Source organism: Pilosibacter rotomagensis (assembly GCF_045062245.2).
Lineage (GTDB): Bacteria > Bacillota > Clostridia > Lachnospirales > Lachnospiraceae > Pilosibacter.
In genome coordinates, this window is the sequence record NZ_CM170323.1 from 2,981,867 (window position 1) to 3,008,696 (window position 26,830).

Annotated in this window: 41 protein-coding genes; 1 reads left to right on the top strand and 40 read right to left on the bottom strand. The window is 47.0% G+C overall.

Annotated features, from left to right (window positions below; translation table 11 throughout):
* Nucleotides 1-185 precede the first annotated feature (185 nt).
* Nucleotides 186-929, top strand: a complete 744-nt coding sequence (locus ACI3EW_RS13290; RefSeq protein WP_215701831.1) for a DUF4190 domain-containing protein — start codon at nt 186-188, stop codon at nt 927-929.
* Between the two features lie 199 nt (nt 930-1,128).
* On the opposite strand, the gene ACI3EW_RS13295 is transcribed toward ACI3EW_RS13290, so the two are convergent.
* The 40 genes from ACI3EW_RS13295 to ACI3EW_RS13490 form a co-directional block, all read right to left on the bottom strand.
* Nucleotides 1,129-1,665 (bottom strand): bL17 family ribosomal protein, encoded by a 537-nt coding sequence (locus ACI3EW_RS13295; protein ID WP_118532559.1) that lies wholly within the window; start codon nt 1,663-1,665, stop codon nt 1,129-1,131.
* Between the two features lie 144 nt (nt 1,666-1,809).
* Nucleotides 1,810-2,772: a DNA-directed RNA polymerase subunit alpha gene (locus ACI3EW_RS13300; RefSeq protein WP_118298697.1), complete on the bottom strand. Its 963-nt coding sequence runs from the start codon at nt 2,770-2,772 to the stop codon at nt 1,810-1,812.
* Between the two features lie 110 nt (nt 2,773-2,882).
* Nucleotides 2,883-3,476 carry a 30S ribosomal protein S4 gene (rpsD, locus tag ACI3EW_RS13305; protein ID WP_015553822.1) on the bottom strand — a complete coding sequence of 198 codons (594 nt, stop codon included), beginning with the start codon at nt 3,474-3,476 and terminating at the stop codon, nt 2,883-2,885.
* 15 nt (nt 3,477-3,491) lie between these two features.
* A complete protein-coding gene (gene rpsK / locus ACI3EW_RS13310; RefSeq protein ID WP_015553823.1) occupies nt 3,492-3,893 on the bottom strand; it encodes a 30S ribosomal protein S11 in 402 nt (133 codons plus the stop codon).
* An 87-nt stretch (nt 3,894-3,980) separates the two neighbouring features.
* Nucleotides 3,981-4,349 carry a 30S ribosomal protein S13 gene (gene rpsM / locus ACI3EW_RS13315; RefSeq protein ID WP_015553824.1) on the bottom strand — a complete coding sequence of 123 codons (369 nt, stop codon included), beginning with the start codon at nt 4,347-4,349 and terminating at the stop codon, nt 3,981-3,983.
* A 109-nt stretch (nt 4,350-4,458) separates the two neighbouring features.
* A complete protein-coding gene (gene rpmJ / locus ACI3EW_RS13320; protein WP_003022746.1) occupies nt 4,459-4,572 on the bottom strand; it encodes a 50S ribosomal protein L36 in 114 nt (37 codons plus the stop codon).
* Between the two features lie 232 nt (nt 4,573-4,804).
* Nucleotides 4,805-5,023 (bottom strand): translation initiation factor IF-1, encoded by a 219-nt coding sequence (gene infA, locus ACI3EW_RS13325; protein WP_015553825.1) that lies wholly within the window; start codon nt 5,021-5,023, stop codon nt 4,805-4,807.
* A 5-nt stretch (nt 5,024-5,028) separates the two neighbouring features.
* On the bottom strand, nt 5,029-5,202 hold the full coding sequence (locus tag ACI3EW_RS13330) for a KOW domain-containing RNA-binding protein (protein WP_182426560.1): 174 nt from the start codon (nt 5,200-5,202) through the stop codon (nt 5,029-5,031).
* Nucleotides 5,203-5,212: 10 nt separating this feature from the next.
* Nucleotides 5,213-5,977: a type I methionyl aminopeptidase gene (map, locus tag ACI3EW_RS13335; protein WP_118532557.1), complete on the bottom strand. Its 765-nt coding sequence runs from the start codon at nt 5,975-5,977 to the stop codon at nt 5,213-5,215.
* Between the two features lie 4 nt (nt 5,978-5,981).
* Nucleotides 5,982-6,626, bottom strand: coding sequence for an adenylate kinase (locus tag ACI3EW_RS13340; RefSeq protein WP_118532555.1), 645 nt, complete (start codon nt 6,624-6,626; stop codon nt 5,982-5,984).
* 107 nt (nt 6,627-6,733) lie between these two features.
* On the bottom strand, nt 6,734-8,056 hold the full coding sequence (secY, locus tag ACI3EW_RS13345) for a preprotein translocase subunit SecY (protein ID WP_485663095.1): 1,323 nt from the start codon (nt 8,054-8,056) through the stop codon (nt 6,734-6,736).
* 1 nt (nt 8,057) lies between these two features.
* Nucleotides 8,058-8,498: a 50S ribosomal protein L15 gene (rplO, locus tag ACI3EW_RS13350; RefSeq protein ID WP_118298693.1), complete on the bottom strand. Its 441-nt coding sequence runs from the start codon at nt 8,496-8,498 to the stop codon at nt 8,058-8,060.
* A 25-nt stretch (nt 8,499-8,523) separates the two neighbouring features.
* Nucleotides 8,524-8,706: a 50S ribosomal protein L30 gene (gene rpmD, locus ACI3EW_RS13355; RefSeq protein ID WP_015553830.1), complete on the bottom strand. Its 183-nt coding sequence runs from the start codon at nt 8,704-8,706 to the stop codon at nt 8,524-8,526.
* Nucleotides 8,707-8,721: 15 nt separating this feature from the next.
* The gene (gene rpsE / locus ACI3EW_RS13360; RefSeq protein WP_118321375.1) at nt 8,722-9,231 is read right to left on the bottom strand and encodes a 30S ribosomal protein S5; all 510 of its coding nucleotides are present in this window, start codon (nt 9,229-9,231) and stop codon (nt 8,722-8,724) included.
* 18 nt (nt 9,232-9,249) lie between these two features.
* Nucleotides 9,250-9,618 carry a 50S ribosomal protein L18 gene (gene rplR, locus ACI3EW_RS13365; RefSeq protein ID WP_015553832.1) on the bottom strand — a complete coding sequence of 123 codons (369 nt, stop codon included), beginning with the start codon at nt 9,616-9,618 and terminating at the stop codon, nt 9,250-9,252.
* Nucleotides 9,619-9,636: 18 nt separating this feature from the next.
* Complete coding sequence (gene rplF, locus ACI3EW_RS13370; protein ID WP_015553833.1) at nt 9,637-10,179, bottom strand: 50S ribosomal protein L6; 543 nt, start codon at nt 10,177-10,179, stop codon at nt 9,637-9,639.
* Between the two features lie 160 nt (nt 10,180-10,339).
* Nucleotides 10,340-10,741, bottom strand: coding sequence for a 30S ribosomal protein S8 (rpsH, locus tag ACI3EW_RS13375; protein ID WP_015553834.1), 402 nt, complete (start codon nt 10,739-10,741; stop codon nt 10,340-10,342).
* A 251-nt stretch (nt 10,742-10,992) separates the two neighbouring features.
* The gene (locus ACI3EW_RS13380) at nt 10,993-11,178 is read right to left on the bottom strand and encodes a type Z 30S ribosomal protein S14 (RefSeq protein ID WP_008396318.1); all 186 of its coding nucleotides are present in this window, start codon (nt 11,176-11,178) and stop codon (nt 10,993-10,995) included.
* Between the two features lie 15 nt (nt 11,179-11,193).
* On the bottom strand, nt 11,194-11,733 hold the full coding sequence (gene rplE, locus ACI3EW_RS13385; protein ID WP_118532551.1) for a 50S ribosomal protein L5: 540 nt from the start codon (nt 11,731-11,733) through the stop codon (nt 11,194-11,196).
* Nucleotides 11,734-11,756: 23 nt separating this feature from the next.
* Nucleotides 11,757-12,062 (bottom strand): 50S ribosomal protein L24, encoded by a 306-nt coding sequence (gene rplX / locus ACI3EW_RS13390; protein ID WP_118532549.1) that lies wholly within the window; start codon nt 12,060-12,062, stop codon nt 11,757-11,759.
* Between the two features lie 14 nt (nt 12,063-12,076).
* Entirely contained in the window at nt 12,077-12,445 is a 369-nt protein-coding gene (gene rplN, locus ACI3EW_RS13395; RefSeq protein ID WP_118532547.1) for a 50S ribosomal protein L14, read from the bottom strand.
* Between the two features lie 25 nt (nt 12,446-12,470).
* Nucleotides 12,471-12,752, bottom strand: a complete 282-nt coding sequence (rpsQ, locus tag ACI3EW_RS13400; RefSeq protein ID WP_330579573.1) for a 30S ribosomal protein S17 — start codon at nt 12,750-12,752, stop codon at nt 12,471-12,473.
* A gap of 81 nt (nt 12,753-12,833) precedes the next feature.
* Complete coding sequence (gene rpmC, locus ACI3EW_RS13405) at nt 12,834-13,043, bottom strand: 50S ribosomal protein L29 (RefSeq protein ID WP_021905521.1); 210 nt, start codon at nt 13,041-13,043, stop codon at nt 12,834-12,836.
* Nucleotides 13,033-13,470: a 50S ribosomal protein L16 gene (rplP, locus tag ACI3EW_RS13410; RefSeq protein ID WP_015553837.1), complete on the bottom strand. Its 438-nt coding sequence runs from the start codon at nt 13,468-13,470 to the stop codon at nt 13,033-13,035. The genes rpmC and rplP overlap by 11 nt, the downstream gene beginning before the upstream one ends.
* Nucleotides 13,470-14,126: a 30S ribosomal protein S3 gene (gene rpsC, locus ACI3EW_RS13415; protein WP_015553838.1), complete on the bottom strand. Its 657-nt coding sequence runs from the start codon at nt 14,124-14,126 to the stop codon at nt 13,470-13,472. The genes rplP and rpsC overlap by 1 nt, the downstream gene beginning before the upstream one ends.
* Before the next feature lie 12 nt (nt 14,127-14,138).
* Nucleotides 14,139-14,525 carry a 50S ribosomal protein L22 gene (rplV, locus tag ACI3EW_RS13420; protein WP_015553839.1) on the bottom strand — a complete coding sequence of 129 codons (387 nt, stop codon included), beginning with the start codon at nt 14,523-14,525 and terminating at the stop codon, nt 14,139-14,141.
* 29 nt (nt 14,526-14,554) lie between these two features.
* Nucleotides 14,555-14,836: a 30S ribosomal protein S19 gene (gene rpsS, locus ACI3EW_RS13425; RefSeq protein WP_015553840.1), complete on the bottom strand. Its 282-nt coding sequence runs from the start codon at nt 14,834-14,836 to the stop codon at nt 14,555-14,557.
* 18 nt (nt 14,837-14,854) lie between these two features.
* A complete protein-coding gene (rplB, locus tag ACI3EW_RS13430; RefSeq protein ID WP_117470154.1) occupies nt 14,855-15,700 on the bottom strand; it encodes a 50S ribosomal protein L2 in 846 nt (281 codons plus the stop codon).
* Nucleotides 15,701-15,775: 75 nt separating this feature from the next.
* Nucleotides 15,776-16,075 carry a 50S ribosomal protein L23 gene (rplW, locus tag ACI3EW_RS13435; protein ID WP_117470153.1) on the bottom strand — a complete coding sequence of 100 codons (300 nt, stop codon included), beginning with the start codon at nt 16,073-16,075 and terminating at the stop codon, nt 15,776-15,778.
* Nucleotides 16,075-16,695, bottom strand: coding sequence for a 50S ribosomal protein L4 (gene rplD, locus ACI3EW_RS13440; protein ID WP_117470152.1), 621 nt, complete (start codon nt 16,693-16,695; stop codon nt 16,075-16,077). The genes rplW and rplD overlap by 1 nt, the downstream gene beginning before the upstream one ends.
* A 27-nt stretch (nt 16,696-16,722) precedes the next feature.
* Nucleotides 16,723-17,358, bottom strand: coding sequence for a 50S ribosomal protein L3 (rplC, locus tag ACI3EW_RS13445; protein WP_117503172.1), 636 nt, complete (start codon nt 17,356-17,358; stop codon nt 16,723-16,725).
* A gap of 222 nt (nt 17,359-17,580) precedes the next feature.
* Nucleotides 17,581-17,898 (bottom strand): 30S ribosomal protein S10, encoded by a 318-nt coding sequence (rpsJ, locus tag ACI3EW_RS13450; protein WP_015553845.1) that lies wholly within the window; start codon nt 17,896-17,898, stop codon nt 17,581-17,583.
* A 503-nt stretch (nt 17,899-18,401) separates the two neighbouring features.
* Nucleotides 18,402-19,799, bottom strand: a complete 1,398-nt coding sequence (locus ACI3EW_RS13455) for a S41 family peptidase (RefSeq protein WP_485663102.1) — start codon at nt 19,797-19,799, stop codon at nt 18,402-18,404.
* Nucleotides 19,800-19,940: 141 nt separating this feature from the next.
* Nucleotides 19,941-21,173, bottom strand: coding sequence for a murein hydrolase activator EnvC family protein (locus tag ACI3EW_RS13460; RefSeq protein ID WP_485663104.1), 1,233 nt, complete (start codon nt 21,171-21,173; stop codon nt 19,941-19,943).
* Nucleotides 21,174-21,186: 13 nt separating this feature from the next.
* Complete coding sequence (locus ACI3EW_RS13465) at nt 21,187-22,101, bottom strand: cell division protein FtsX (protein ID WP_485663106.1); 915 nt, start codon at nt 22,099-22,101, stop codon at nt 21,187-21,189.
* Nucleotides 22,091-22,777, bottom strand: coding sequence for a cell division ATP-binding protein FtsE (gene ftsE, locus ACI3EW_RS13470; RefSeq protein WP_215701824.1), 687 nt, complete (start codon nt 22,775-22,777; stop codon nt 22,091-22,093). The genes ACI3EW_RS13465 and ftsE overlap by 11 nt, the downstream gene beginning before the upstream one ends.
* A gap of 3 nt (nt 22,778-22,780) precedes the next feature.
* Nucleotides 22,781-23,869: a PucR family transcriptional regulator gene (locus tag ACI3EW_RS13475; RefSeq protein ID WP_215701823.1), complete on the bottom strand. Its 1,089-nt coding sequence runs from the start codon at nt 23,867-23,869 to the stop codon at nt 22,781-22,783.
* Between the two features lie 221 nt (nt 23,870-24,090).
* Nucleotides 24,091-25,188: an ABC transporter ATP-binding protein gene (locus ACI3EW_RS13480; RefSeq protein ID WP_485663109.1), complete on the bottom strand. Its 1,098-nt coding sequence runs from the start codon at nt 25,186-25,188 to the stop codon at nt 24,091-24,093.
* Nucleotides 25,189-25,531: 343 nt separating this feature from the next.
* Nucleotides 25,532-25,906 carry a RidA family protein gene (locus tag ACI3EW_RS13485; protein ID WP_215701821.1) on the bottom strand — a complete coding sequence of 125 codons (375 nt, stop codon included), beginning with the start codon at nt 25,904-25,906 and terminating at the stop codon, nt 25,532-25,534.
* A gap of 21 nt (nt 25,907-25,927) precedes the next feature.
* Nucleotides 25,928-26,770: a CvfB family protein gene (locus tag ACI3EW_RS13490; protein WP_118298678.1), complete on the bottom strand. Its 843-nt coding sequence runs from the start codon at nt 26,768-26,770 to the stop codon at nt 25,928-25,930.
* Between the last annotated feature and the right edge of the window lie 60 nt (nt 26,771-26,830).

Sequence of the window (26,830 nt, forward strand, 5' to 3'; positions counted from 1 at the left end):
TTCTGGTTCTTCCCCGGACGGCTCCAGGCTGCCGGAGATGTCAATCTCCATTATAATTCAATCCATCCTCTTATGCAACTTAAATGTGGACATGCGCGGCGTTTCATGTTAAACTATACGGTAACTGTTCCGTGTCATTTTTCCGCGGCGCGGACAAGTTTCACATACATTTAGGAGGAATTTTCATGACAGATTACGACGATCAGAATTCATCTGAATATAAAGACCAAACCACTGAAACAGCTCCTGCAGAACAGACCGGTCAGCAGATTTCATCCCCGGCAGACGGACAGGATACAAACCAGCAGTCCCCGGACAATAGGCAGATGCCTCCTCAGAATAATGGACAGGATCCTTACTGGCAGAACCCAAATAACCAGCAGATCCCTCCTCAGAACAACGGACAGAATCCTTACTGGCAGAACCCAAACAACCAGCAGATCCCTCCTCAGAACAACGGACAGAATCCTTACTGGCAGAACCCAAATAACCAGCAGATCCCTCCTCAGAACAACGGACAGAATCCTTACTGGCAGAACCCAAACAACCAGCAGATCCCTCCTCAGCATAACGGGCAGCCGCCCTACTGGCAGGATCAGCCGCAGCGCCCAAGACGCGAGAAAAACTCATTCGCAGCGATGTCCCTGATCAGCGGTATCTTCGCGATCCTGACGCTCTGCTGTTTCGCATTCCCGGTTGCGATCATCTGCGGAGTCGGCGCGATCTGTTTCGCGATCATCTCCAAACGCGGGCAGGCATTCCGCGGAACAGCCATCGCAGGCATCATTCTCGGTGTGATCGCCATTCTCCTCGGTGTCGGTGAATTCTTTTATGCTCTGACGATCACCAACTTGATGAAGGACCCGGCCAACGCGGCAGCTTTCAACCAGTTCTTTGAACAGTTTCAGCAGCAGTTCGGGATCAATTAATCTTTTGTTTCAAAAGCCGGTTGATCACCTTTTATGGCAATCGAAAAGCCACTGTTCCCTTCCATCGATCACAAAAAGATCGCGGAAGAAGAACAGTGGCTTTCCTTTTTTCCATATGACGCAAAAAAACCGGCAGAACACGCATAAAACGTATTCCACCGGTCTTAAGTTCTGCCGTACGGCTAATTGCTATACAGAATTAAACGAGCTCGATCAGAACTGCCATAGCACCGTCGCCCTTACGCTGACCGATCTTGATGATTCTTGTGTAACCACCGTTACGGGAAGCGTACTTCGGAGCGATCTCGTTGAACAGCTTGTTTGTAAGATCAACTTTTTTTGTGTTTTTCTTCTTACCAGCTGCTGCTGTCGGAACTTCTGTTACGTCATAAAGAGCTTTTACCATCTGTCTTCTTGCATGAAGTCTGGACGGCATGTCCTTCTTGATTTCCTTCTCAACTTCGTCGTATACAGTAACTTTCTTACCGTCAACAACTTCTTTTACTCTCTTGCCGTTAGCGTCCTTGCGGGCAACTTTAGCAGTAACTTTTACAGTCTCGAAGTTATCTTTCTCTTTTACTGCAAGAGCGATCAGGCTCTCAACGATCTTTCTTACTTCTTTAGCTCTAGCCTCAGTTGTAACGATCTTTCCATGATATAAAAGGTTTGTAGCCTGGATTCTAAGTAATGCTTTTCTCTGACTGGAAGTTCTTCCGAGTTTTCTATAACCTGCCATGATTTAATTCTCCTCCATTTGTGGAACAGCCGCCCACGCATCTTTGGACTTACTGGACTGCCGCCTTTTTCTCCATAATGAGTCGCTCTACGCCCGTCCGTGCTTCTCTGGACTTACCATCCGGGTGTGTATCACAACTAAATTTTACTGTTCGTCACTTGAATTGAGCTGTAAGCCCAGTTCTTTTAACTTTGCAAGTACTTCCTCGAGGGACTTACGACCAAGGTTTCTAACCTTCATCATATCCTCAGATGTACGGCTGCAAAGCTCTTCAACGGTATTGATACCGGCTCTCTTGAGACAGTTGTAGGAACGAACGGATAACTCCAGCTCGTCAATGTTCATCTCAAGAACTTTCTCTTTCTCGTTGTTCTCCTTTTCAACCATAACCTCTGCAGTCTTTGCATTCTCAGAGAGGTCGATGAAGAGATTCAGATGCTCGCTTAAAACTTTAGCAGCAAGGCTGACTGCCTCGTCCGGATCAAGTGTTCCGTTTGTGTAGATCTCAAGTGTGAGCTTATCGTAGTCTGTCTGCTGACCAACACGGGTGTTCTCAACGGACATGTTGACACGCTCAACCGGTGTGTAAATGGAATCTACAGCGAGGACTCCGATCGGAAGATCGTCGCTCTTGTTCTTATCAGCGCTCACGTAGCCACGGCCGTTGGTGATCGTAAGTTCCATGTAGAACTTGCTGTCTGCACCGCCGCTCAATGTTGCGATCACCTGATCCGGGTTGAGGATCTCGATGTCAGCATCTGTCTGAATGTCAGATGCGTGGATCACGCCCTCGCCCTCGAACTCGATGTACGCAGTCTTCGGCTCGTTTGTATCGCTGTTGTTCTTAATTGCTAAGCTCTTGATGTTCATGATGATCTCAGTTACATCTTCCTTAACGCCGGAGATGGAGCTGAACTCATGAAGTACACCATCAATTTTCACCTGGCTGACAGCAGAACCCGGTAAAGAAGAAAGCATGATTCTTCTCAGGGAATTTCCCAGAGTTGTGCCGTAACCCCTCTCAAGCGGTTCTACGACAAACTTTCCGTATCTTTTATCTTCGGAAATCTCAGCAATCTCAATGTTTGGTTTCTCAAAATCGAACACAAAAAGCCCCTCCTTTTGGGTATGCTTTGACAAATGCCACGGAGCATTTTAGAACACAAAGCATCCGGCCGAAAAAAGGCCAGATACTTTGTAAAAACCGCTCCGGTGAATTATTTGGAGTATAACTCGACGATGAGCATCTCGTTTACAGGAACGTCGATTTCTTCTCTTGTCGGAAGAGTTTTGATCTCGCCCTTTAAGTTCTCATGGTCAGACTCTAACCATGCCGGAACAAGACGGCCAGCTGTGGTCTCGAGAACCAGCTTGTAGTGGTTGTCGCCTTTGTTCTTTTCTCTGATCTCAACAACATCGCCAGCCTTTACAAGGTAGGACGGGATGTTTACGCACTTACCGTTTACAAGAACGTGCTTGTGGTCAACGATCTGTCTAGCTTCCTTTCTTGTTCTTGCGAAACCAAGACGGAAGATAACGTTGTCAAGTCTGCGCTCAAGAAGGATCATAAGGTTTTCACCTGTCTGTCCGTTTAAACGCTCAGCCTTATCGTAGTAGTTACGGAACGGCTTCTCCAGAACGCCATAGATGAACTTAGCTTTCTGTTTTTCTCTTAACTGAAGACCATACTCACTGATCTTCTTGTTTGCTCTCTTAGATTCTCTGTTGGATTTTTTATCTATTCCTAAATAAATGGGATCAAGGTCAAGGGATCTGCATCTTTTAAGAACAGGAACTCTATCAACTGCCATTTTATTTCCTCCTAATTAGACTCTTCTACGCTTTGGCGGACGGCATCCGTTGTGCGGAACCGGTGTTACGTCCTTAATGCTTGTTACTTCAAGACCACATGCCTGAAGGGCACGGATAGCAGCCTCACGGCCTGATCCCGGTCCTTTAACCATAACGTCTACGGATTTTAAACCATGTACAAGAGCTGCCTTAGTTGCAGTTTCTGCAGCCATCTGTGCTGCATATGGAGTAGATTTCCTTGAACCTCTAAATCCCAAACCGCCTGCACTTGCCCAAGATAAGGCATTACCCTGTGCATCTGTTAATGTCACGATTGTGTTGTTAAAAGATGACTGGATGTGCGCCTGTCCGCGTTCAACGTTTTTCTTTACACGCTTTTTTGTCACTTTTTTAGCAGTGGACACTTTTTTAGCCATTTTAAACTAACCTACTTTCTCATTTACTGAACCCTGTTTCCTGTCTTTAAAACATGCAACGTGATTCATAACATTTGTTACTGATTATTATTTCTTCTTGTTTGCAACAGTCTTTCTCGGACCCTTGCATGTTCTTGCGTTTGTCTTGGTCTTCTGACCACGGCAAGGAAGACTCTTTCTGTGACGAATACCTCTGTAGCATCCGATCTCCTGAAGTCTCTTGATGTTTAAAGCGATCTCACGACGTAAGTCACCTTCAACAGTCTGAGTCTCAGCGATTACTGCTGCAATGTTCTTTACTTCGTCATCGGTTAAATCCTTTACACGAGTGTCAGGATTTACACCAGCCGCAGCAAGAATACGGTCTGCACTTGCTCTACCGATACCGTAGATATAAGTTAAGCCGATTTCGACACGTTTTTCCCTTGGTAAATCAACACCTGAAATACGAGCCATGAGTGGTACCTCCATTTAAATATTGTAGAAATAGTTATTGCCGACACGACAACGCACTCTCGCGTTTCATGTCAAAGCCGCGCGAAAAAATACAGGCAAATATGCGGCATCAGCCCTGTCTCTGTTTGTGCTTAGGATTTTCACAGATAATTCTGATACTGCCTTTTCTCTTAATAACCTTGCACTTCTCGCAAATCGGTTTTACTGATGATCTTACTTTCACAGTAATTCTCCTTTCCTTCGTAGTCCGCTTCCCTTACTGCCGGAAACACACCGATTCCGTGCCATCTGGAAACGGCATTACGGGTTGCTATACCTGTATAAAAAGCACCTGAAAATGGGCATAATACAAGCGTTCCAACAAAGTTCGCTTGAGCATTATAACACTTCCTTACAGGAAAATCAAGCATTTTTGCTGGTTTTCTTCAACTTTTTTCTGCCCGTCCTCAAAGATACTATTTATCTCTCCAAATGATACGTCCCTTGGATAAATCGTATGGGGACATCTCTAATGTTACCTTGTCTCCCGGAAGAATACGGATGTAGTTCATACGCAGTTTTCCGCTGATGGTTGCTAAAACCTTGTGGCCATTTTCAAGTTCAACCTGGAACATGGCATTCGGCAGTTTCTCTACAACAACGCCTTCGATCTCGATTACGTCAGCCTTAGACATAAAATTTACCTCCTGTTTGCTTTCTTAATGATCTGGACATGTTTTTTATTTTTCCGGAGGACCCGGCCGTTCTCTGCAAGCAGAGAAACGTATGTTCCAAGGTCCTCCGTTATGACATAGATTTTATCCTTGTCATTTCCGGCAAGTGATCTCGCCAGGAATCCCGGGGTCATCTCCATGCGGGGCCTCCTATTCAAGGCCCGGACGCAGGGAGAGGATCTCCGGCTCGCCCTCGGTGATGAGGATCGTATTCTCATAGTGAGCGGACAGGGCATGATCTGCTGTAACAACGGTCCAGTCATCGTCCATCCAGATTACATCCGGTGTACCTGCATTGATCATCGGCTCGATCGCCAGTGTCATGCCCGGCTGCAGAAGGATCCCCTTTCTCTTCGTTGCGAAGTTCGGGACCTCCGGATCTTCATGAAGGTGGGTACCAATTCCATGTCCAACCAGCTCGCGGACAACGCCATAGCCGAATTTCTCGGCATATGCCTGGATTGCCGTGGAGATGTCATTCAGATGATTGCCTGCTTTTGCAAATTTAATACCTTCGTAAAAGCACTGTTTTGTCACATCCATCAGTTTCTGTGCTTCCGGGGAGACGTTTCCTACTGCCCAGGTGCGGGCTGCGTCGGAATGGTATCCTTTATAGATCGTTCCCGCGTCAAGGCTGACGATATCGCCTTCCTTTAAAATGCGGTGCTTATTCGGGATACCATGTACGATCTCATCGTTTACGGACACGCAGATGGATGCCGGATATCCATTATAATTCTTAAAGGACGGAATGCACCCATGGCTGCGGATCAGGCGCTCTCCCAGCTTGTCGATGTCCATCGTGGACATTCCCGGATGAACGGCTGCATGCAGCTCCTCGTGTACCTGCGCCAGAATTTCTCCGGCTTTTCGCATCAGTTCGATCTCTCTCGGCGATTTAATTGTTACTGCCATTCTTTTAAGCTCCTAAAATCTTTGTGATAGCCTCAAATACCTGTTCCATATTCTGCGTTCCGTCTACGGTGTAGAGGACGTGCTTATCCGCATAGAAGCTGATGAGCGGGCGCGTCTGCTCATGATAAACAGAAAGACGTTTTGTAACAGTCTCCGGCTTATCATCATCTCTTAAAATGAGTTCAGCGCCGCACTTATCGCAGATGCCTTCCTTCTTCGGAGCAGCATATACGATGTGATAGGTCATTCCGCACTTTACGCATGCACGGCGGCCTGCCATACGGGTAACGATCTTCTCATCCGGTACGTCGACATCGATCGCGAAATCGATCGCCTCTCCCTTTTTCGCAAGAGCCTCTGTGAGAGCCTCTGCCTGCGGGATCGTACGTGGGAATCCATCGAGGATGTATCCCTCTTTGCAGTCCGGCTGGCTGATCCTGTCCATAACAAGGTCAACAGTCAGTTCATCCGGAACAAGAAGTCCCTGGTCCATGAATGCTTTCGCTTTCTTTCCAAGTTCTGTTCCGTTCTTGATATTAGCCCGGAAGATATCTCCGGTAGAAATGTGCGGGATTCCGTACTTTTCCGCGATTCTCTGTGCCTGGGTTCCTTTTCCGGCACCCGGCGCGCCCAACATAATGATCTTCATAATTGTTATTTCCTCCACTCGTCCTAAAAAACCGAAAAAGCGGGCGAAAAGCATCTTTCCGCCCGCTCCGATTTTCAGCACGCAGCTGCTGCTATTTCTCTGTCAAATCAGTCATTTAAGAATCCCTTGTAATTTCTTACAAGCATTAAAGACTCCACAGCCTTGATCGTCTCGAGGATAACACCTGCAATAATGATCAGGGATGTGCCGCCGAAGGAAAGATTACCAACGGAGAAGAGACCGGATGCGATGATCGGGATAATGCACACGATCACCAGACCGCAGGCTCCAATAAATACAATATAGTTTAAGATATTGTTAAGGTAGTCCGAAGTTGGCTTACCTGGGCGGATGCCCGGGATAAAGCCGCCGGATTTCTTCATATTATTAGCAACTTCCAGCGGGTTAAACGTAATGGACGTATAGAAATACGCGAACAGTACGACTAATACGATATATACGAGCAAACCAATGGAGTAAGCCGGAGCTTCCGGTTTAAACCAGTTGGATGAGCTCAGCGCTAACAGGATCTTTCCACCGATTGTTGAATAATCTACGTGGAAGAACTGAGCGATCATGACCGGCATGGACATGATGGAAGAAGCAAAGATGACCGGAATAACGTTTGCGGTGTTTACCTTCAACGGAATGTAGGTAGACTGTCCGCCGATCATTCTGCGGCCCTGCATCTTCTTGCTGTACTGTACCGGAATTCTGCGCTCCGCATCATTTAAGATGATAACGAAGACAAAGATCGCAATGATGATCGCCAGTACAATAATGCATGCTACTGTTGCAACTGCAACTGATTTGCCTGCCATAAATCGCTCATATAATGTCATCATATCCTGTGGAGTACCAGATACGATATTGATCAGAAGTACGATGGAAATACCGTTTCCGACTCCATTGTCTGTAATCCTCTCGCCAATCCACATCAGAAGAGCGGAACCTGCGGTCATAGCTGCTACAACCGTGAGGTATCCCCAGACATTGCGGTGATCTTCGAGAAGAAGTCCTTTACCGCCAAGGCCGACTGCCATTGCACAGGACTCGAAAAGAGCCAGGCCAACGGTAAGATATCTGGTGTACTCTGCGATCTTCTTTCTTCCGTCCTCACCATCCTTCTGCATTTCCTCAAGTTTCGGAATTGCAATGGTAAGCAACTGCATGATGATGGACGATGTGATATACGGGGTGATGCTCAGCGCAAAGATCGACATGGAGGAGAAAGATCCTCCTGTGATCGCATTGAAAAATCCCATTCCAGATGACTGGAGATTGGAAAAGAAATCATGCAGATAGCTGGGATCAACGCCCGGAATCGGAAGACAACAGCCGATTCGGATGACTACAAGCATCATGAAGGTGTAAAGAAGTCTGTCGCGGACTTCTTTCACCTTAAATGCCTTCTGTAAGGATTTTAGCATATTAGATCACCTCGCAGGTTCCACCTACTGCCTCAATTTTAGCTTTTGCGCCTTCACTGAAAGCATTGGCTTTAACGACAAGTTTCTTTGTTAACTCTCCGTTACCAAGAATCTTAACGCCGTCCTGCGGGTTTTTGATCACACCTGTCTCCAGTAATGTCTCAACGGATACTACGGAGTCATTCTCAAATCTCTCTAATGCGCTTACATTAATTCCAACGATCTCCTTGGAGTTGATGTTTGTAAATCCTCTCTTCGGAAGACGTCTGTATAACGGCATCTGGCCGCCCTCGAAACCAGGTCTCGGTGCGCCGGAACGTGCCTTCTGGCCCTTATGTCCCTTACCAGCTGTCTTACCATTTCCAGAAGCGTGTCCACGACCTCTTCTGAAACTATCACTGTGTTTAGATCCTTCAGCAGGATGTAAATTAGATAAGTTCATCACTGCACCTCCTTACTTATATCTATTAGATCTCTTCAACTTTTACCAGATGTCTGACATTCTGGATCATGCCTCTAACTGCACCATTATCCGGCATCTCAACAGTCTTGTGCATCTTCTTTAAACCAAGTGCCTCGATTGTTGCTCTCTGCTTCGGAACAGCGCCGATAGGGGATTTTACTAATGTGATTTTTAACTTCTCTGCCATTTTATTATCCTCCTATTAGCAAACAACGTCTTCAACAGATTTGCCGCGGTTCTTAGCAACCTCTTCCGGAGTCTTTAATTTTGTAAGACCCTCGATTGTTGCGAGAACTACGTTTGTCTTGTTGTTGGAACCTAAAGACTTTGTACGGATGTTCTTGATGCCTGCAAGCTCTACTACGGAACGAACCGGACCACCAGCGATGATACCAGTACCTTCCGGAGCTCTCTTAAGAAGTACGGAAGCACTTCCGAACTCTCCAAGGAAGTCATGCGGGATACTATTGTTCTCATCCATCGGGATCTCTACAAGGTTCTTCATAGCAGCCTCTTTACCCTTACGGATAGCTTCCGGAACCTCACCTGCTTTACCAAGGCCTGCGCCTACGTGACCATTGCCGTCTCCTACTACTACCAGAGCGGAAAATCTCATGGTACGTCCACCTTTAACAGTCTTGGATACGCGCTTAATGGCAACAACTTTGTCATTTAACTCTAACTGACTTGCGTCAATGATTGTACGCTTCATGCTGTTTTCTCCTCTCTATTAGAATACGAGACCAGCCTCGCGGGCTGCATCTGCTAATGCCTGAATCTTACCCTGATAAATGAAACCGCCTCTATCGAAAACGACCTCTTTGATGCCTTTCTCGATTGCTCTCTTTGCTACTACGGTTCCGATATATGCAGCTGCATCAACGGTATCTGTGTTCTCTAACTCTGCTTTGATCTCTTTCTCAAGAGTAGAAGCAGATACTAAAGTATGTCCAACGGAATCGTCGATGATCTGAGCATACATATGATTATTGCTTCTGAACACTGCTAAACGCGGTCTCTCTGCTGTACCAGCAAAGCGATTGCGTAATCTATAGTGTTTTTTTCTGCGGATTTCGCTTCTTGACTGCTTGCTAACCATTTTTACACTCTCCTTAAATTATTTCTTACCAGTCTTACCAACTTTGCGTCTGATAACCTCATCAGCGTACTTGATACCTTTGCCCTTATACGGCTCCGGTCTTCTCTTCTCTCTGATTTCAGCTGCATACTGGCCGACTTTCTCTTTGCTGATGCCCTTAACGATGATGATGTTCTGTCCATCAAGAACAGTCTCGATACCTTCCGGATCTTCCATCTCTACCGGATGGGAGTAACCAAGGGAAAGTGTGAGCTTCTTGCCCTGCTTCTGAGCTCTGTAACCAACACCGTTTACCTCAAGCTTCTTCTCGTAGCCTTCAGTAACACCCTGGATCATGTTATGGATTAGCGTTCTTGTAAGACCGTGTAAAGATTTCATCTTCTTTAAATCGTTCGGTCTTGTTACGACGATGTGTCCATCTTCTTCTTTGATTTCCATCTCTACCGGTAAATCTCTTACCAGTGTTCCCTTCGGACCTTTAACGGTCACATTGTTGTTCTCTGCGATTGTTACAGTTACGCCTGCTGGAATCGCTACCGGCATTCTACCAATACGTGACATGCCTTTTACCTCCTACTTAGATTCTCGGAAAGTGCTTTAACACTCTCTGTTTTCAGTTTCTATGTTATATATAGTCTGAAGTTATCTCCAGACGCACGCAAACTCCGCCCTTCCAGATCTTAAATCCGGCTTTGCAGGCGGGGTGCGATAACATCAATAATTACCAAACGAACGCAAGAACTTCTCCGCCGACACCAAGCTGTCTAGCCTGCTTGTCAGTGATGATTCCCTGGTTTGTGGATACGATAGCGATACCAAGTCCGCCAAGTACCTTCGGCATATCTTCCTTGCCAGCGTATACACGTAAGCCCGGCTTGGAGATCTTCTTGATACCGGAGATGATCTTCTCGTTCTTGTCTGCGCCATACTTTAAGGAGATGCGGATTGTCTGGAATGCACCGTCCTCAACGATGTCATATTTCTTGATGTAGCCTTCTCTTACAAGGATATCAGCGATAGCTAATTTCATCTTGGAAGCCGGAACATCTACTGTATCGTGTTTAGCAGTGTTTGCGTTACGAATTCTTGTAAGCATATCTGCAATCGGATCGCTCATAGTCATGATTATATTTCCTCCTAATGGGTTGTTGGTTTATCACTGTGGTTCGCGAATCATTCGCGCTGCACAGGAATGTTGTTCGGCCTGGGGAAAACAAGTTTTCCGTATAGGCGTTGTTACGATGAATAGGGAAGTTCTTTTCCCTGTGGTCGAAGAACGGGACCAGTCAGCTTGCCAGGCGCTTCACTGCACGGTCAGGCGGGGGAACTCGCCGTTTCCCACCTGACTTCTGACGCCTTTTAAGCAGCTAAATCCTACCAGCTTGCCTTCTTTACGCCCGGGATCTCGCCCTTGTAAGCGAGCTCACGGAAGCAGATACGGCAAATGCCATATTTTCTCAGATATGCATGTGGACGACCACAGATTCTGCAGCGGTTGTATTCTCTTGTGGAGAACTTTGCCGGACGCTGCTGTTTAATCTTCATTGAAGTCTTTGCCATGGTTACTCCTCCTAATTACTTTGCAAACGGCATGTTGAATAATGTTAAAAGTTCACGAGCTTCCTCGTCAGTCTTAGCGGTAGTAACGAAGATGATGTCCATACCTCTAACCTTGTCAACTTTATCATATTCAATTTCCGGGAAAATTAACTGTTCCTTGATGCCGAGTGCGTAGTTACCTCTGCCGTCGAACGCGTTAGCGTTTACGCCGCGGAAGTCACGTACACGCGGAAGAGCGAGGTTGATCAGACGATCAGCGAACTCGTACATCTTCTCGCCGCGAAGAGTAACTTTGCATCCAATAGCCATGCCCTCTCTGAGTTTGAAGTTTGCGACAGACTTCTTAGCCTTTGTAAGAACTGCCTTCTGACCGGAGATGATCTCAAGGTCACGAACTGCAGAGTCAAGGACTTTCGCGTTGTCTTTTGCTTCGCCTACGCCCATGTTGATAACGATCTTGTCGAGCTTCGGCACTTCCATGATATTCTTATAACCAAATTTCTTGATCATTGCTTCAACGATCTCGTTCTGGTACATTTCTTTTAATCTAGCCAACTTGTGTTTCCTCCTCTCTGCTATTAGTCAATTACTTTACCGGTTGCCTTAGCAACGCGGACTTTCTTACCGTCTTTAACTTCAAAGCCAACTCTTGTAGCTTTTCCGTCAACGAACAGCATTACGTTGGAGATGTCGATCGGAGCTTCCTGATGAACGATTCCGCCATTCTGGTTTGTCTGGCTCGGTTTGGTATGCTTTGTTACCATGTTGCAGCCTTCAACAACAACTTCGTTCTTCTTGCTGTCTACACTCAGAACCTTACCGGTTTTATCTTTATCTTTACCTGCGATGATCTTTACCATATCATCTTTTTTGATTTTATGCATTATCTGGCACCTCCTTATAATACTTCCGGAGCCAGAGATACGATCTTCATGAACTGTTTCTCACGAAGCTCTCTTGCAACCGGCCCAAAAATACGGGTTCCTTTTGGAGTCTTGTCATCTTTGATGATAACTGCTGCGTTCTCATCAAATTTAATATAAGAACCGTCTTTACGACGTGCGCCTTTTACAGAACGAACTACAACGGCTTTGACTACATCGCCCTTCTTTACAACGCCGCCTGGTGTTGCTTCTTTAACGGAGGCTACGATTACATCACCGATGTTAGCATATCTTCTTGTAGAACCGCCCATAACGCGGATACAAAGCAGTTCTCTTGCACCTGTATTATCGGCAACCTTTAATCTGGATTCCTGCTGAATCATGCCTGTTACTCCTTCCTCGAATCAATTATCTTGCTTTCTCGACGATTTCAACAAGTCTCCATCTCTTATCCTTGGATAACGGTCTTGTCTCCATCACTTTAACTGTATCGCCGATATTGCACTCATTTTTCTCATCATGAGCTTTTAATTTATATGTCTTTTTAACGATCTTTCCGATTAACGGATGTTTTACGTGGTTCTCGATAGCAACGACGATTGTCTTGTCCATCTTGTTGCTAACTACCTTACCAGTACGTGTTTTTCTAAGATTTCTTTCCACGACGGATAATCTCCTTTCAAAATCGATTTGTTACACGCATCGGCGTGTGTCATAACGACAGCTGTTCAACCCGCAAGTATGCCTTGGGGGTTCTTCACCGATACGGGATTAGTTAGCAACTCTTGCCTTCTCTGTGATAACAGTCTGAATTCTTGCGATGTTCTTGCGAACCTCTTTGATTCTGCTTGTGTTATCTAACTGGTTGGTTGCGTTCTGGAATCTCAGGTTGAAGAGCTCCTTCTTTGCTGCAACTAATTCTTCATTTAACTCTGCAGCGGTTTTCGCTTTTAATTCTTCTACATACTTATTAGTTTTCACTGTTATCACCGCCTTCTAAATCTGCCTTGGAAGCAATTTTACACTTACACGGGAGTTTGTGCATAGCAAGACGAAGAGCTTCCTTTGCTGTCTCCTCCGGAACGCCAGCGATTTCGAACATAACACGGCCCGGTTTAACTACTGCTACCCAGTACTCAAGAGCGCCCTTACCGGAACCCATACGAGTCTCAGCCGGTTTAGCTGTTACCGGTTTGTCCGGGAAGATCTTGATCCAAACTTTACCACCACGTTTGATATAACGAGTCATGGCAACACGGGCTGCCTCGATCTGATTAGATTTGATCCAGCACGGCTCAAGGGCAACAAGGCCATACTCACCGTTGGAGATTGTATTTCCTCTTAAAGCTTTACCGGCCATAGTTCCACGGAACTGTTTGCGGCGCTTTACTCTTTTCGGCATTAACATTATTTATCGCTCCCTTCCTTATTTCCCTTAGTCGGAAGAACCTCGCCTTTGTAGATCCAAACTTTAACGCCAAGTTTGCCGTAAGTTGTATCTGCCTCTGCGAAACCATAGTCAATATCTGCTCTTAATGTCTGAAGCGGGATTGTTCCCTCGCTGTAGAACTCTGTACGTGCGATATCAGCGCCGCCAAGACGTCCGCCAACTGCTGTCTTGATACCAAGAACGCCAGCCTTCATGGATCTGGACATTGTGGACTTCATAGCACGACGGAAGGAAACACGGTTCTCAAGCTGCTGAGCGATGGACTCTGCAACGAGCTGAGCTTCACGGTCCGGTCTCTTAACTTCCTTGATGTCTACAAATACCTTCTTAGCAGTCATCTTCTGAACTTCAGCTTTGACCTTCTCGATCTCAGATCCGCCCTTACCGATAACTACGCCCGGTTTTGCTGTGAAAACGATAATTTTTACTCTATCAGATGCGCGCTCGATTTCGATCTTGGAAACGCCGGCGCTGTATAATCTCTTCTTCAGGTAAGTTCTGATTTTGTGATCCTCGATGAGGTTGTCAGCGAAATCAGCTTCAGCGTACCATCTGGAATCCCAGTCTTTGATAACGCCGACTCTCATGCCGTGTGGATTAACTTTCTGTCCCATAACTGCCTCCTATTATTTCTCGTTCAGCACGATAGTGATGTGGCTCATTCTCTTTTCGATTCTGTAAGCTCTACCCTGTGCTCTCGGTTTTACTCTCTTCATAATCGGTCCCTGAGATGCGTAGCACTCCTCCACATACAGGTTCTCTGCGTTCATTCCGTTGTTGTTCTCAGCGTTTGCGATTGCAGATTTTAATAATTTCTCGATTAAGCTGGAAGCATATCTAGGATTGTAAGTTACAATACCAAGTGCTGTCTGAACATCTTTGCCTCTGATGGCATCTAATACGAAACAAGCCTTCTGAACGGATACTCTTGCGTAAGACAGCTTTGCAGACGGTCTTGTATCCTTCTGGGCATTTCTCTCTCTCTTAATCTGACTTCTATGTCCCTTAGCCATTACTGGAACCTCCTTTCAAAGCGTATCTATTATTTACGTCCGGACTTTTTCTCGTCTTTGCCGTGGCCTCTGTAAGTTCTTGTAGCAACGAACTCACCAAGTTTGTGACCAACCATATCTTCTGTTACGTATACCGGTACATGCTTTCTGCCGTCATGTACAGCGATTGTATGACCAACCATCTGCGGGAAGATTGTAGAACGGCGGGACCAGGTCTTGATAACCTGTTTCTGTCCTGCCTCGTTCATAGCGTCTACCTTCTTCAGTAAGCTAGCGTCTGCAAATGGTCCTTTTTTAAGTGAACGAGCCATCGTTTTACCTCCTATCGATTATGAAATCGCCTTACCATTTCTTCTTCTTACGATTAACTTGTTAGACTGTTTGTTTTTCTTTCTAGTCTTAAGACCAAGAGCAGGCTTGCCCCACGGTGTGCACGGACCCGGACGGCCGATACCAGTCTTACCTTCACCACCACCATGCGGATGGTCATTCGGGTTCATAACGGAACCACGGACTGTCGGGCGGATACCCATGTGACGTTTTCTACCTGCTTTACCAATCTTAACAAGGTTATGGTCGCCGTTGCCTACAACACCGATTGTTGCGCGGCACTCGATCGGAACCATTCTCATCTCGCCGGACGGTAAACGAAGTGTAGCGTATTTTCCTTCTTTAGCCATTAACTGTGCAGCGTTTCCTGCAGAACGAACCATCTGGCCGCCCTTGCCCGGGAAAAGCTCGATATTGTGAACCTGTGCACCAACCGGAATTAAGGATAACGGTAAGCAGTTGCCGACCTTAGCCTCTGCGTGCTCGCCGCTCATAACCTTCATGCCGTTTGTAAGGCCCTGCGGTGCAAGGATGTAGGACTTCTCACCATCTGCGTAGCAGATTAAAGCGATGTTAGCGCTTCTGTTCGGATCGTACTCGATACCGATTACAGTTGCCTGAATTCCGTCTTTGGAATTTCTCTTGAAGTCAACCATTCTATATTTCTGTCTGTTTCCACCGCCCTGATGTCTAACGGTGATCTTACCCTGGTTGTTACGACCAGCGTTCTTCTTTAAAGAAACTACTAAGGACTTCTCCGGAGTTGTCTTTGTGATCTCGGAGAAATCAGAACCTGTCATATTTCTTCTGGAAGGTGTATATGGGTTATAGGTTTTGATTCCCATTTCTGACTCCTTTCAACGCCTTCTGGCGTTTCTATTTTTCGTATCGCGGCTTTGGTTGCCGCATAGTTTCAAAAATTACAGACCCTGGAAGATTTCGATATCTTTGCTGTCTGCTGTAAGCTTAACGATTGCTTTCTTTGTCTTAGCAGTCTTGCCTACTACCATGCCACGTCTGCGGTTCTTACCGTCAGCGTTCATTGTGTTTACGCTGTCAACCTTTGTTCCCGGGAACATTTTCTCAACAGCTTCTTTGATCATGGTCTTGTTTGCTTCCGGATGTACGAGGAATGTGTATTTCTTCTCGCTCATAGCGTTCATGCTCTTCTCAGTTACAACCGGTTTGAGGATTACGTCGTAGTACTGTACGTTTGCCATTATGCGTATACCTCCTCGATAGATGCTACAGCAGCCTTAGTAGCTACTACAGTGTTGTATTTCAGAATGTCGAATACATTGATTGTATTAACAAGGGAAGTCTTAACTTCCGGGATATTTCTTGCGGAAAGAACTGTGTTCTGATCGTTGTCAGCAAGAACAACAAGAGCCTTGGAAACTTTGAGGTTGTTCATAACAGCCTTGAAGTTCTTTGTCTTGATCTCGTCGAACTTTAACTCGTCAACAACTACGAACTTGTTCTCGTTTACTCTGCTTGTAAGAGCGGACTTAAGAGCAGCTCTCTTCTCTTTCTTGTTAAGAGTGATTGTGTAATCTCTCGGAGTCGGAGCGAATACCATTCCGCCGCCTGTCCACTGCGGAGATCTTGTGGAACCCTGTCTAGCGTGACCTGTTCCTTTCTGTCTCCACGGCTTTCTGCCGCCACCGGAAACCTCAGAACGTGTTTTTGCTTTCTGTGTTCCCTGACGTTTATTTGCAAGCTGTGCAACAACAGCCATGTGTACGAGATGCTCGTTCACTTCAACGCCAAATACAGCGTCGTTCAGCTCGATTGTGCCAACTTCTTTACCTTCCATATTGTATACGGATACGTTTGCCATTTCTGTTTCCTCCTTTCCTGTAAAAGCTTATTTGTTAGCCTTTACTGTTTCCTTTAATGTTACTAAGGACTTCTTCGGTCCCGGTACAGCGCCTTTAACAAGGATCAGGTTGTTCTCAACGTCAACCTTGACAATCTCGAGGTTCTGAGTGGTAATCTTCTTGTTACCCATCTGACCCGGCATGCCTTTGCCCTTGAATACGCGGCCCGGAGTTGTTGCGGAACCATTGGAACCCTGATGACGATGGAATTTAGAACCATGAGCCATCGGTCCTCTGCTCTGTCCAAGTCTCTTAATAGCGCCCTGGAAACCTTTACCTTTGGAGATAGCAGTTGCATCAACCTTATCGCCAGCAGCGAAGATATCAGCTTTGATTTCGTCTTTTACGTTATACTCTTCAGAATTCTCAAAACGGAACTCTCTAACGAATCTCTTGTAAGATACGCCAGCCTTGTCGAAGTGACCCTTTACCGGCTTGTTTACAAGTTTCTCTCTCTTATCTACAAAGCCAACCTGTACAGCTTTGTATCCATCGTTCTCCTCTGTCTTAACCTGTGTTACTACACACGGACCAGCCTGAAGAACAGTTACCGGAACAAGAACGCCTTCATCGTTGAAGATCTGAGTCATTCCGACTTTTGTAGCTAAAATCGCTTTCTTCATTGTTTTTACCTCCTGTTACTAATCTACAGCGGAACGCAAAACAGAATTTTCTGTGCGTTCATCCTAGAGCAGCCCAACATAGGTGGAACACTATGACATTACATATTGTAATGATGTTGATTCCCTTTCAGGATGAGTAGTGTTGCTTTTATATCAGAACCATTCAGGATTTCTAATTTTAGTGGCTACATTTCAGTAGCATGAAAAATAAATATTTTTCAATTATTTGTTTTTCATTTTGATGTCGATATAAACACCAGCCGGCATTTCCAGTCTGGACAGTGCATCTACTGTCTTCTGGCTCGGGCTTGCGATATCGATGAGTCTCTTATGAGTTCTCTGCTCGAACTGCTCTCTGGAATCTTTGTACTTATGAACAGCTCTTAAGATTGTTACAACCTCTTTCTTTGTCGGCAGCGGAACCGGACCACTCACCTGTGCTCCTGTTTTCTTTACTGTCTCGATGATCTTTCCAGCGGACTGGTCGATCAGCTGATGGTCGTAAGCCTTTAATGTGATTCTCATAACCTGACTTGCCATAAAAAAAGTCGCCTCCTTTTCGCACTTTTAATCGAAGTACGACAAGCGGTGACTGTACACGGTCTCGTGTGTATCATGCCGATTCACACGTTGTTACTGCCCCTTACCCTGAGCAGCTGTTAATTTGGTACAGTGACTTGTCGCCAGTTTCCTAACTTGACATTCGCTCCACGGAACACCTGCCATTCTCAGGCAGCAACCTCTCGCTTCTACGCTATCATGTCACAGCCAGATAAGAATAACACATCGTAATCTAAAAATCAAGCCTTTTTTGCTTATTTTTTAAGGGTTTTTTCAATTTGTGGATAATCGGCAGGAGCATGTTCAAATCGAAGTTTTCCATGCACAGATTGAAACAGCAAAGAGGAAAAAGGTCGCATCAGATCCATTCTCATGTGACTTTTTCCTCTTTTCGCTTCAGGGAGCATCCTGTTTCTTCTATATAATATAGTAGATATTCAATTTTCCCCGTTATCAATTTCTCAGAATCTAATGCGCAGGTCCTACTTCTCAGCCCCTGTCTCTTTCTCGATCTCCAGATTCTCCTTTACCTTCGCCTCAAAGTCATCATTCGCAGCTTCTGTCTCCCCGGTCTCCGCGGAGATCTTCGCTTTTACCGCATCGACGCCTTCATCGAAAACTTCAAGTGCTGTCTGCAGCTGATTGTCCTCATCCTTCGGGATCTCGATCTTTGACTTCAAATCCTCGTCGAGTGTGACTGTCACATCCGGCTCGATGCCGAGTTTGTGGATGCACTCACCGGACGGGGTATAGTAGTATGCCGTTGTGAGTTTCAGGCCACTGCCGTCCGGGAGATTGAACACTCCCTGGGCGATTCCTTTTCCGAAGGTCTTCTCTCCGACGATCGTTGCCCAGTTGTTATCCTTTAAGGCACCCGTCAGTACCTCGGAGGCGCTGGCGCTCTCGCCGTTTACAAGAAGAATGATCGGGACATCCACTTCATGTCCGTCATCGGAAGAGTAGGTGCTGTCATCGATTCCTTTTCCCTTAAAGCTTACGATGGTCTTTCCATCCGGAAGAAGATAATCTGCGATTTCCTTCGCCGCCTGGACAACACCGCCGCCGTTGTTTCGAAGATCGACGATCAGCTTTTCCATTCCCTGAGCTGTAAGGTCATCCACAGCTTTCTTAAACTGTTCGGAGCTTACCTCCTCAAAGGAAGAAAGTGAGATATATCCGGCTTTGTTTTCCACCATCTCATACTCCACCGTCGGGTTCTCCACCATGCGCCGCTCCACATCCATCTCCACATATTCATCCGTGGACTGACGGTAAACAGTCAGATGGACCTTCGTTCCTTCCTCACCGCGGATGTGATCGCTCACGAGAAGAGAGAGGTCCTCACCGGTCGCCTCGATATCTTCCACTTTGTAGAGGATATCTCCGGGAAGCATTCCGGCTTCCTGTGCAGGGGAATCCTTAAACACCTTCACAGCCGTGATAATCCCGGTATATACATTCTGGCTGACCTGAACGCCGATCCCGCAGTAGGTACCGGAATTTTCCTCGTTCAGACTGGTATATTCGTCCTTATCATAATACACAGAATACGGATCGTTCAGAGAATACATGTACCCACGATAGATCCAGTCCTCCGCTGTCCCGTTCTTCTTCTGTTCTTCCTCCGTCATGTTCTCATCAAACAGGAAGTACTTGTCGATCAGTGCCTCCATGTACTGAAGCTTCGGCTCGATCTTTTTCATATCCAGCTTGTTGGCATCCGCTCCGGTCGTCTGTGCGCTCTGACTCTCCGAAGTCCGACGCCCGATGATCCATATTCCGGTTGCAAATCCAACCACTGCAAATCCCGCAAAAGCCGTCACAAGTGCGCCCACCAGGACGCCTTTCCAGAATTTATTTTTCGTCTCTTTCTCTTCCAATGTCTTCTCTCCTTCATCCTTCTGCAGCTGTTTTTGTCTGGAGATTTTTCTCTTCCATTGCTGTCTGAAATCCATTATGTACAGCAAAGCCTATCACGATCCGAATTGTCCGCATGATCTGCGCAGCTCTGTCAAAGTCCGCTATGGACTTACATACTTCGTCGGATTCACATAGGAACCGTTCACCCGGACTCCGAAATGGAGATGGGATCCGGTGGAATAGCCCGTTGAGCCGACTTTCGCGATCGTCTGTCCCTTTTTCACACTTTGTCCCTGTGATACCAGAAGACTGGACGCGTGCATATAAACCGTATAGACGCCGCCTCCATGGCTGATCATCACATAATTTCCAGCGGAAGAGCTGTAAGTCGCGATCACGACCTCACCCGCTGCAGCCGCGACGATGGAAGTTCCTGTCGGCGCGCTGATATCGATTCCCTGGTGGTTCGAAGAAGCTCCCTTTGTCGGGGATTTCCGGCTTCCGAATCCCGAAGTGATCCGTCCGCTCGCCGGACACGGCCATGTAAAGCTAATGTCCCCAAGGCTCACGGTTTTATACGTCTGTGCCGCCTTGTTTGCCGCAGCAGCTTTTTTCTTCTCTTCCTCGGCTTTCTTTCTCGCTTCCTCTTCCTTCCGTTTGATTTCCGCCTCGATGGACTTGATCTGGTTTTCCTGCGCCTCGATCGCCTTCGCATATTCGGAGATCTGACCTTCTGCGGAAGCGATCTTCGTCTCGTAGTTCTGGAGCTCCGTCTGTTTCGCGGCGAGAAGCTTCTCCACGGACGCCTGTTTTGCCTCCGTCTCATCCTGAAGAGTTAATAGTTCAGCATGCTCTCCTTCCAGAGCTTTCTCTTTCTCTGCGATCTTCTCCTTCGTTGCGGCATACTCATCGAGTTTTTGCCGGTCATAGGAAGAGATTTTTGTGATATACTCCGCCCTGTTTAAAAGCTCTGAGAGGGAACCCGCCTCCATGAGAAGATCCACGTAGGTGCTGTCTCCCTTCTCGTACATATATTTTATCCGGAGCTTCATGGATTCATACTGGCTTTTCTCCGTCTCCTTCGCCTCGGAGAGTTCCTGCTTTGTCGTATCGATCTGCTTTTCCTTCGCGTCGATGTCATCATTCAGCTTTGAAAGCTCATTTCCAATGGATTCCAGGCTGGAATCCAGCTTTTTGACATAGGCGGTCGTGTCGCTTTTCAGTCCTTCCAGGTTCTTTAATTCCTGTTCTGTTTTCTTTTTTTCCGCTTCCAACGCCGTTTTTTTGCTCTTCGCGTCACTCAGTCCGCTCTTCGTCGCCTGGACGGAAAGCGGCGTCGCGAGAACGAGGGCAAAAGACAAGGCCGCAGCCAGAAATTTTCCTGATCTTCTCATTTGTCTCTCCCTCCTACACGCGCAGCTCTCTGCGGATCGTAAAGAAACTTACGAAAAATCCAAGTCCGCCGCCAAGTGCGAGGGCGATCGCCGCCATCGTCGGATAGAAGGTTCCGATCGGCAGGAACTGGATGATCCCCGAGAGCAGCTCAAACCGGTTCATCACATATTCCACGGTCTGGCGGTAAACGAACAGCATGACTCCCAGCGGGATCGCCGCTCCGATCAGCCCCAGGATCGTTCCCTCCACCACAAACGGTGCCCGGATCATGAAATTTGTCGCTCCGATGAGCCGCATGATCCTGTTCTCGTTCTTGCGGAATTCAGCGGCGACAGAGATCGTATTGCTAATCAGGAACACCGCAACGGCGAGCAGCATGGCGATCAGGACGCCGAACAGGAGTCCCATGATCTTATTAAAGCTCGCGAGGCCGGTTGCCGCACTGTTGGAATAGTTTACCTTGCGGACTCCGGAAAGTCCTTCCAGGTAAGCCACCATCCCGTCCTGATCCGTGATGTTGTTTAAGCGGATCTCATAGGAAGAAGATCCCGCAAGAGGATTATCGTCCGCAAATCCTTCCGCAAGTGCCTCCTCGTCCCCGAAATACTCGCTCTTAAAGCTGTCCCACGCCTCCTCAGCGGAGACAAATTTGATCTCTTTTATGATTCCCGACTTATCCGACTCGATCTTTGCCCCGATGTCTTTGATCTCGTCCTCCGTCAGGTTCTCATCGAAAAATACCGTGATCCCCATCGTTGTCTCCGCCGTGCGGACCATGTACTCGATGTTGGTGATCACAGAAAAAAATACGCAGAATAAAAAAATACATGCAGAAATGATCGCGGTCGACGCAAGGGAAAACCAGATATTTCTGCATATATTCACCAGTCCCTGCTTCATGCAGAACCAGAATGTGCTAATCCTCATAACGGTACCCACTTTCCTCCTCATCACGGATCACCATACCACGGTCGATCGTAATAACACGTTTTTTCATCATGTCCACGATCTCATGGCTGTGCGTGACAACGATCACGGTTGTCCCACGCCTGTTGATCTTTTCCAGAAGTCCCATGATCTCCATCGCATTGTGGGGATCCAGGTTTCCTGTCGGCTCATCGGCAAGCAGGATCTCCGGACGGTTGATCAGAGCCCTGGCGATCGCCACTCGCTGCTGTTCTCCGCCGGAAAGCTGGTGCGGGAAAAACTTATATTTGGAAGAAAGACCTACCATCTTCAACATATGCGGAACAGATTCCCGGATCGTCCGGCTGGACTCTCCGATCACTCTCTGGGCAAATGCCACATTCTCATAAACTGTCTTATCTTTTAAAAGACGGAAATCCTGGAATACGACACCAAGGCGTCTGCGGTATTTCGGAACATATCTTCTCGGCATTTTCACGAGGTCCATGTCATTAACGACAACACGGCCGGAAGTCGGCTCCACTTCCTTCAAGAGGATCTTGATCAATGTGGATTTTCCGGAGCCGCTCCGGCCGGTTATAAAGACAAATTCCCCATCGTCGATCGTGATGTTCACATCCCGCAGGGCTTTCGTACCCCTGTCATAGGTCTTTGTCAGTTTTGAAATTTCTATCATAATTTAGTAGTCCAAATTCTCCATGTACTTCATGTACTTTACAACCATCAGGGCGATCTTGAAGGTGATCGCGTCCTCAAATACGCGCAGATCCAGGCCGGTGCTCTTCTGGAGCTTATCCAGACGGTAAACAAGCGTATTTCTGTGGATGTAGAGCTGTCTTGATGTCTCGGAGACATTCAGGCTGTTCTCAAAGAACTTATTGATCGTTGTGAGTGTTTCCTCATCGAACTCATCCGGGTTCTTCCCGTCAAAGATCTCCTTGATAAACATCCGGCAGAGCGGAAGCGGAAGCTGATAGATCAGACGTCCGATACCAAGGTTCGAGTAAGCAACTACATTCTTGCTGTTGTAGAAGATCTTTCCGACGTCGAGAGCCATCTTCGCCTCTTTGTAGGAGCGGGAGACATCCTTGATCTCGCCGACGATCGTACCGAACGCGATGCGCACCTTGGACATTGCCTCCGTGTTCAGCATATCCAGAATCGTGTTCGCGACCTTCTCAAGATCCTCGTAAGTCTCACCCGGCTTTACCTCGCGGACGAGGATGATATTCTTTTCATCGACAGCCGTGATGAAATCTTTTGTCTTTGTAGAGAACAGGCTCCGCATCGTCTCCAGAGCATTGTTGTCTTTTTCATTCTTTGTTTCGATCAGATATACTACTCGTTTTACATTCGTCTCGATATGGAGCTTCTTCGCGCGGTTGTAGATATCAACGAGAAGAAGGTTGTCGAGAAGAAGGTTCTTGATGAAGTTATCTTTATCGAATCTTTCCTTGTAGGCCACCAGAAGATTCTGGATCTGAAACGCTGCCAGTTTGCCTACCATATAAACATCATCGCTGCCGCCTTTTGCGAGCAGGATGTACTCAAGCTGGTGCTCATCAAACACTTTAAAGAACTGATAACCGGAAATCACCTGGCTGTCCGCCGGAGAATCCACAAACGCGAGTATGGAGCTTTCATACTCTTCCGCATGCTCGAATGTGGAAGCCAGGACCTTTCCCTCCACATCACAGACGCAAAGGTCAATTCTTGTAATCTCTTTCAGTCCTTCGATATTCGACTGTAAAATCTGATTTGAAATCATAGCGTCCTCTCCTTTTCACAGTATCGCGACGATCCAGTACCTTTCTCCTCAGGTTCCACGGTTTGCAGTTCCTTTCGGGATGAATGGCAATCGTTGCAGGCATGGACATATTCACATTTATTCTAATGCAAAATCACAAAAAAGAAAAGAATTTTTTTGTATTTTTCACTAAAAAAACAGACCGGATCCCCGTAAAAGGACCGGCCTGCCTGATATTTTGGTTATTCTGCAATGATTTTTTCTGTTTCTTTGTCGAAGAGGTACACATTGTCGCCGGAAATTTTGAAGGACATCTTCTTTCCGGTGAGATTTTCTCCGCCTTCCGCCTTTGCCAGGAATTCATTCTCACCGACACGGAAGCGGATATACGGCGCATCATCGATCTCCTCGCCTCCGATGAGTTCCCCTGTGATCTCACCGTTCTCTCCGTTCTTTGCCGGAGCGACTTTATCCGGGCGGACACCTGTTAAGACCTCCTTGCCCACATAGCCGAGCTCTCTGAGGAAATTTCCTTTTTTCTCTGAGAGCGGGATTGTTCCTGATGAAAACTTCAGGACAACACTGCCGTTCTCCTCCGTCACCTTCGCGATGGATAAGTTCATCCGCGGTGTTCCGAAAAATCCGGCAACAAACAGGCTGCCCGGGTGGTTATAGATATTCTGTGCGGAGTCTTCCTGGCAGATCACGCCTTCGTTCATCACGATCATCCTTGTCCCCAGCGCCATTGCCGTTTTCTGGCTGTCTGTCGCGTAGATCACTGTGATCCCGAGCTCACGGTTGATGTTTGCAAATTCTTTTCTCATCACTTCCTGAACATCCGGATCCGCCTCCGCGATCGTGCGGTCCAGGAGCAGGATCCCCGGGCGGCGCATCAGGGCACGTCCGAGAAGGACACGATATGTATCAGCGGCTGAGAGTTCTTCCGGCATCTTGTCAAGAGTCTCCCCAAGATTTAAGATCTTTGCAGTCTCTTCCACTCTTCTCTCGATCTCCGCCGGGTTCATTTTTGCCATCCGGAGTGAAAACATGAGATTTTCCTCCACGCTCATTCCCGGATAGAGTACACTGTTCTTAAAAAGCATCGCGACGTTTCTCTCTTTCGGATCCGCGTCCGTCATGTCGATCCCATCGATCAGCAGGCTGCCTGAAGTGATCTCCTCAAGTCCGCCGATCATCCGAAGCAGCGTCGATTTTCCGCACGCCGTCGGTCCCACCAAGATCAGAAATTCCCTATCCTTCACTTCCAGATTGAAATCCCGGATTGCCTGCTGGTCACCCGGAAACGTCTTGTTGATATTTTTTAACACTAAACCAGACATCAATTTCCTCCTGATCTGTATGATATATTCATCTGCAGGATTGCAGACTTAACCTATTGTTATATCTATTGTATCCATCATACACAAACAGTACATGTTTTTCCATATGGTTATTCCACAAAAAAAATGCGTTTTTTCCATGCATATTCCATAGGACCACTCAGACTTTTTGAAAAATATGCCCTTTTTCCATAAAAACAGACAGACGGTTAGTTAATTTCTTATCAAAATTACCAAAAAGGCGGAGACTGTTTTCACTCACAGTCTCCGCCTTTTTTATTTACGCAAACAACGAGCCAAAGTCCGCGCTTGTACGAGACCCTGGCGACTGTCGCGATCATTCTTATTTTACTGCGATCGCTTCCATCTCAAGAAGGACGTCCTTCGGAAGTCTTGCAACCTCCACGCAGGAACGTGCCGGGCAGTCTTTTGCGAAATATTTTGCATAGATGCCGTTGATCGTTGCGAAATCATCCATGTTTTTGATGAATACGCCTGTTTTTACAACCTGGTCAACAGATGTCCCTGCTGCCTCGAGAAGATTCTTCACATTTTTCATGACCTGCTCTGCCTGAGCCTCGATCCCCTCCGGGATCTCACCTGTCTCCGGGTTTACCGGGATCTGTCCGGATGCAAATACAAAACCATTTGCCTCGATTGCCTGGGAATACGGTCCGATCGCTGCCGGTGCGTTTGTTGTGCTGATAACTTTCTTCATGTGATTTTCCTCCATGATTCCTTATTTATCGATTTTCCGGATGCTTTTCTCCGTGATCTCGATCTTTCCTTCTTTTAACAGATGTCCCACCGCACGCTTGAATGCGTTCTTGCTGAGTTTGAACTCGCGCGCGATGACTTCCGGAGCTGCCTTATCATTAAACGGCAGGACTCCGTCAAACTCTTCAATGACCTTCATGACAAGATCGGCGTCAGAAAAGATCTGGCTTCCCGCCTTGTCTCTCGTTGTGAGGTCAAGCTTTCCGTCCGCACGGACTCTCGTCACACGGACACGGATCTCATCTCCTACCTTGTAGCCGGAAAACAGTTCCTTTTTCGGGATCATTCCCTGGTAGATCCCATCCACCGCAACGAATGCGCCCATATCCGGATTGATCTCAAATACAAATCCATCCGCCTCGTCTCCGGTGTGGTACGGGGAATCGCATCTCAGATACTGGTACGCCTTCATGGTCGCCGCGAGACGTTTGCTCTTATCCACGTAGAGGGCAACCAGGCATTTCTCCCCTTTGCGGACCTGGTGGGTCTGCTCCTTAAACGGGAGCAGGAGATCTTTCTCCAGTCCCATATCGAGAAACGCGCCGATCTTTGAGACTTCTTTCACCTCAAGGACCGCCGTCTCACCCAGAGTGACCTTCGGGCGGGATGTCGTCGCGATCAGGCGGTCCTCAGAATCCTTGTAGAGGAACACCTCCAGCTCATCCCCGATCTTCGTTCCCGCCGGTACCTGCTTCTTCGGGAGAAGGACGCCCTGGGCATCCGCCTTATCTCCGTCAGAGAGATAAATTCCGAAGTCCTTCTCTTTGATCACTTTCAGTTTCTGAATTTTTCCGATTTCCATCATGTCTTTCGTCCTCCCGCAGCTGCATCCCCGGCATTGTTCACGTTCCATGCAAACAGCAAC